4 protein-coding genes are annotated in these 5,466 nt (G+C 68.9%); 1 reads left to right on the top strand and 3 read right to left on the bottom strand.

The genetic code is table 11. The annotated features are described in order from the left end of the window. From Q0112_RS19095 to Q0112_RS19105, 3 genes are all read right to left on the bottom strand, one after another. On the bottom strand, window positions 1–501 hold a 501-nt coding region (locus Q0112_RS19095; protein ID WP_297977679.1), incomplete at its 3' end, for a sugar transferase. Window positions 502–625: 124 nt separating this feature from the next. Continuing rightward, entirely contained in the window at window positions 626–2,602 is a 1,977-nt protein-coding gene (locus tag Q0112_RS19100) for a hypothetical protein (protein ID WP_297977680.1), read from the bottom strand. A 421-nt stretch (window positions 2,603–3,023) separates the two neighbouring features. After that, entirely contained in the window at window positions 3,024–4,001 is a 978-nt protein-coding gene (locus tag Q0112_RS19105; protein ID WP_297977681.1) for a glycosyltransferase family 2 protein, read from the bottom strand. 602 nt (window positions 4,002–4,603) lie between these two features. Here Q0112_RS19105 and Q0112_RS19110 point away from each other — a divergent pair. After that, window positions 4,604–5,466 (top strand): hypothetical protein (locus Q0112_RS19110; protein ID WP_297977682.1); only part of this gene is annotated, 863 nt, incomplete at its 3' end.

A 5,466-nucleotide genomic window follows, 5' to 3' on the forward strand; every position in this document is an offset into this window, starting at 1 on the left:
CACGTTTATCAGCTGGGGCAGCTCGTCCAGGCTCGACTTGCGCAGCATCCGCCCGACGAAGGTGACGCGGGGATCGTTGCGCAGCTTCTGCGTCTCGTTCCACTCGCGCGCGGCTTCGGGGTTCTCGGCCAGATGGCGCTGCAGCACCCGCTCGGAGTCGCGGACCATCGAGCGGAACTTGTGACAGAGGAAGGGCGTTCGCTGGAAGCCGACGCGCGGGTGCGCGAAGAGCACCGGCCGCCCCATCGTCAGCAGGATCAGCAGGGTGATCATCAGCACGATCGGCAGGAAGAGGATCAGCGAGGCCGCGGCAACCACGAGATCGACGCCGCGCTTCAGCGGACCGCCGAGGGGCCGCCGCTGCGAGGCGACGCCGGCGCCGCCGCCGCCGGGCGCATCGCCGCGTACCGCCGAGAGCAGGTCGTTGCGGCCGCGCGCCATGCCCTGCGAGGGCACCTCGGCCAGCAAGGGAGGCATCTCGGCCATGACCCGCTCTGACATTTCCTCTCGCCTCCAAGCGCCCCGAGGCTCGTCGGGCGGGCGGAAACCACGCGGACCCCCCGGGGCTGCGTCCATCCTCGCGGGGAGAGAGGAGGGAACAAGGGTCGCAAAAGGTGTAGGCCGATCATCGGATTGGATGGCCACCCACCCGGTTCGCCATCGATCTCCGGTGCTGGCCGCCGCCGGGCACCTTGGTCAGCACCACGCCGAGCAGCGGGGTGCCGATGACATCCGCCATCCGCACAGCCTCGGCGACCACATCGATCGGCGTCGAGCCCCACTCGGCGAGCAGGATGAGGAAGTCGAGCGTCGGCAGGGCCGGCAGCACGTCGATCGCCTGCTCGATCGGCGGAAGGTCGACGATCACCACCTCGTAGCCCGGCTGGAAGTCCCGCCACGAGCCGGGCAGGGCCGAGGCGCGCGCCCATTCGCCCGGATTCTGGCCGAAGCGGGCCGGGATCAGGTCGAACCAGTGCTCGCCCTGCACCGGCCAGCCGGCGCCGGGATCGGGCCGGACCGGCCCGGCCAGGGCTTCGGCCTCCGACGGCAGGCCGAGCGACGTGCTGAGGGTCGAGCGCAACGGGTCACCGTCGACGACCAGGGTGCGGTAGCCCGCGCCGACGCAGGCGAGGCCGAGGTTGCTGGCGATCACGCTCTTGCCCTCGCCGCGCAGCGCCGACGTGATGCCGACGGCGATGCTGCCGTCGGCCTTCGCGTTGATCCGGATCGCCGTCTTGAGGCGGCCGACCGCATCCGCGAACGGCGAGCGCGGATTGATGCAGACATTGGTCAGGCCGCGCTGCTCGTTGGGCCAGAAGCGGATCCGCGGCACCTCCACCAGGCAGTCGGTGCCGACGTCGGAGCGAATCTGCCGGCCGGCACGGATCGAGCTGTCGAGGCTCTGCCGGGCGACGGCGATCCCGATGCCGAGAAGCATCCCCGCCAGCGCGCCGAAGACCAGCGTGATCTTCGTCCGCGGCGAGGCCTTGTGGAACGGCGGCGACGCCGGGGTGATCACACGGACCAACGAGTACGGATAGGACTTGTGCTGCATGGACGAGGTGAATGCCTCGAGCACGCTTCCGTAGAGCTTGCGGTAGGTGTCGGCGGTCGCCTCGAGCTCCTCGAGGGTCGGGGCCTCGAATTCGTCGCTGTCGGTCTCGCCGGTGATCGCCGCCCGGCCGCTCGGGGTCGCGTCGGGGATGCGGTAGTCGTGGCGCGCGCGGAACGCCTGCGCCGCCTGAGTGGCGGCGTTCAGCTTGCGCCGGAGCTCGTTCAGCCGCGCCTCGAGCCACTCGTTGCCCTGCTCCATCGCGGCGATCTTCGACAGGAGTTGCTCGCGGACATACGCATCGGCGGTGGCGTTGGCGATTCGCGCCGCCTTCTCGGGGTCGCGGGAATTGAAGGAGATCTCGATCACGTAGGAGACGCTGACGCGGTTCACGCCGAGCTTGCTCTGGAAGATCGCGAGCGTCACCCGCCGCGCATTGGCCTGCGCGGCCGCATGGGGGTCACCCTCGGCGTCTGCGACAGCCGCCGTCGCCGCGTCGGCCGCAGCCGCCGGAGCCGGAGCCTCGCCTTCGGCCGCCGCCTTTTCGTCGGCGGTGCGCGCGTGCATGCTTGCGCGCCACTCCTCGACCGTCTCGACCTCGAAGAGGCCGGTGGCGAGCGCGAGATCGGCGGCCGTGTTGACCAACATTCCCAGCCGGGAGGGCTTCTTGTCCTGGAACTCCGGATCGTCGATCAGGCCGAGCTCGTCGATCACCATCGTAGCGATCATCTCCGATCGCAGCACGGTCATCTGGCTCTCCACCTCGGCGGTGTCGAGCGAGGTCTCGACCTCGCTGCCCTTCGTGTCGAGCAGCGCCGGTGCCTTCAGATCGATCAGGATCTGGGTGTAGGCGGTGAAGGTCGGCTGTTGCGACGCGACGTGCAGCCCGGCGAAGACGATGCCGAGGCCCGTGCAGGCGGCAATCGCCAGGAGGTGGCGGCGCGCGAAGGCCATCAGCTCGGCGCGGCTGATGCCGCCATCGTCGGCCACGGCCGGCGCGCGCGCCGGCCGCAGGTCCGGCCTCACGACGTTGGGGTTACGCTCCAGCATGGCTCAGCCTCTGACACACCGCCGACGGCGGATGCACCCGGCGACCGGCAGTCCGATCGCCAAGGGACCAGCGGAGCGACGAGGCGTCGTCCGGGGCGTATCTGGTTGCGACCTTGGCGCCCCTTCGCGATACCTCCGACCTCCGACGAGAGCCGCCGGACCCGGGCTTTGCCGCGAACGCGTCAAACCTGCCCGGCCTTCGGACGGCTGACGCTGCCTTCAGCCAGTACATGCGACATCATAGGGAATCCCTCGTTACTCTTTAACCGCCCGACCAACCGCGTGACGGTACGAGCATAGTCGGGAGGCGTGCAGTCACCACTACGTCTTTCAGGCAATGCTGCACCTGTGACGCGACCAGACGCGACAAACAGAACGGGCGATGGCGGCGCTTTGTAGGGGACTGGTTCGCAGCACCCCGTCACACTCTCCGCCCCCCGACCGCCTGACCCCGTCTCGCGAGACCTGGTTCATGCGCGGCTCGGTCCCTCGAATCATCGAGGCGCGCGCGGATGTCCGGCCCCTCCTCGATCACGAGACCGAGCAGCCGCAGGAACCTGAGCTGCCAGTCCCCGACGAAGTAGAGACGGCGAAAGAGCTGCTCCTCCCGGTCCCGCATATGGTGCTTCCTGAACAGCGCCATTTGCCACTCGCGCTTCCGTCCCATTTCCTTGGTGTCATCGCACGCGAGCCGCCGCTGCCATTTCTCGCACCACTGCTCCAGGCTGATCGCGTCGTAGTGCGCCAGCAGCAGCCGTTCGCCGGCCGGCAGCGTCGACGCGTTGACCTCCGTCATCGGCACATCGTGCCGCCGCGAGTCGTGCAGCCCGACGCTCACGCCGTCGAGGCCGGCGCGAACCGCATGCTTGCCGCGCGAGTGGCCGAGCAGGCCGCGGATGAAGAGGTGCCCGACTCCCGGATACAGGAGATGCGGCAGAACGACGGACATGGCGCGCGAGCACGGACGCCGAAAGTACGCCGCTCCATACTCCACTCGCCCCGTCGCCGCCTGGCTGTAGACCGCTTCCGCCGATTCGAAGCGGATGCTGTCCACCTCCCGGCCCGCCCGCGTGAGGACCTCCGCCATCGACGGCTTCCCGAAGACAAACTCGTCTATGTCGACAAAGACCACCCAGTCCGAGGAGGCCGTGGCATACGCATGGTGGTAGACCGCCCGCTGCCGGTCCTCCACGACGGCAGGCCGCTGCCCCGCCACCCCGCGCCAGAAGGCGCGGTCGCACCCGATGACCACCGCCGGGTCGCAGCCCCGCACGAGATCGACCGCACCGTCGTAGAAGACCCGCACCCGGTCAGCCCCGAGCCGCTCGTAGTAGTCCTGAAAGATCTCGACATGATGGCGCGGACCAGTCGCCATCGCCACAATCTCGAAACCATCCATGAGCAACCCGCAAGTGAGACCACCGGACGCAGCGATGTAGCAGGAGGATGCACTCGTCTGTCGATCTGACCAATTGATCAACCCGCACCCCCGCACCCTCCAAAAGCAGGATGGATGTCTGCGCCATCACCTTGGCTGACCCTGCATCCCCCCTCGCTTCACATCCACGTTCCGCGGCGCATGCAGCCACCGATGGGCAGGTCAGCAAGCTCTGGCCATCCGTGTCGCCATCGTCGGCAGGGACGAGCGCGCAGGGGCGCAGGGCCGGTCGTGGCACCGCGGGGCGGGGCGTCGCGGCGCCGCGAGGGCGCCAGGGCGAACTCCCAATTCGGCTCCGGCCTACCAATAGTGTATGTGTAGTGCGCCAGCCTGATTTTCGTATATTGCCCCGGGTGTTCCCAGCGCTGGAAGGGCAGGGCCGAGGCAATGAGCTACCCCGCGACCGATGGTTATGGGAGGTGTCCGCGCTCGCCCGAACCGAGCCGAAGCGTGGGAGAAGCCGGATTCTCGCGCTGCTCGCGGCTGGCGCGCCTGATCCGCCACTCCGGCAGGGGCCTGGGGTCGCGGCGCGGCCGGTGCGGCAGCAACCTGGGCAGCGGCCGGTGATCCTCAGTACGCTGACGCTCCTTGCTGCGGTCGACATGTTCGACGTCTGCGTCATCGGCGCGGGCCCCGTGGGCCTCGCCCTCGGGCTGTCGCTGGCGCGGAACTTCCGTCGCGTGCTGCTGCTCGAGTCCGGTGGTGAAGAGCCTGATTTCTCGGCCTCGGAGCTTTTCGAGACCGAACTGGCCGATCCGCGCAGCCATGCGCGGCCGAGCGATTTCAGTCGGCGCGGACTCGGCGGCACCTCGCGCGTTTGGGGGGCGGGCTGCACGCCCTACGATCCGATCGACTTCCGGTCGCGGCCCTACGTGCCGCTGTCCGGGGCGCCGGTGTCGATCGCCGATGTTGCGAGGTACCACGCGCAGGCCTGCGACTATTTCGGCTGCGGTGGACCTGAATTCGACCTGGGCGAAGATCCGCCCGGAAGCCGGCTTCACCGCGGCGGCGTCATCAGATTTGCCGCCCAGCCGGACATGGGGAAGCGGCACCGAGCCGAGCTCGAGGCGTCGCCCTACCTGTGGACCTGTCTCGGAAGCACTGCCACCCGGCTGCACCTCGACGCCGGGAGCGGCGAGATCACCGCTGTCGAAGTGCGATCCGGCGACCAAACGACTGTCGTTCGCGCGCCTGCGTTCGTACTGGCCTGCGGCGGCATCGAGGCGGCACGGCTCTTGCTGCGCGTCCAAACCGAGCATCCGGCCTTTCTCGGCGGCCCGGCCGGGCCGCTGGGGCGATACTACATGGGGCATGTTGCCGGACATCTTGCCCGGGTGCATTTCGACGAGCGCACGATGGGACGGGACTTCTCCTTCCTTCGCTCCGAGGCCGGCACCTACTTTCGCCGCCGGATCACCTTCGCGCC

This window comes from uncultured Amaricoccus sp. (genome assembly GCF_937858865.1).
GTDB lineage: Bacteria > Pseudomonadota > Alphaproteobacteria > Rhodobacterales > Rhodobacteraceae > Amaricoccus.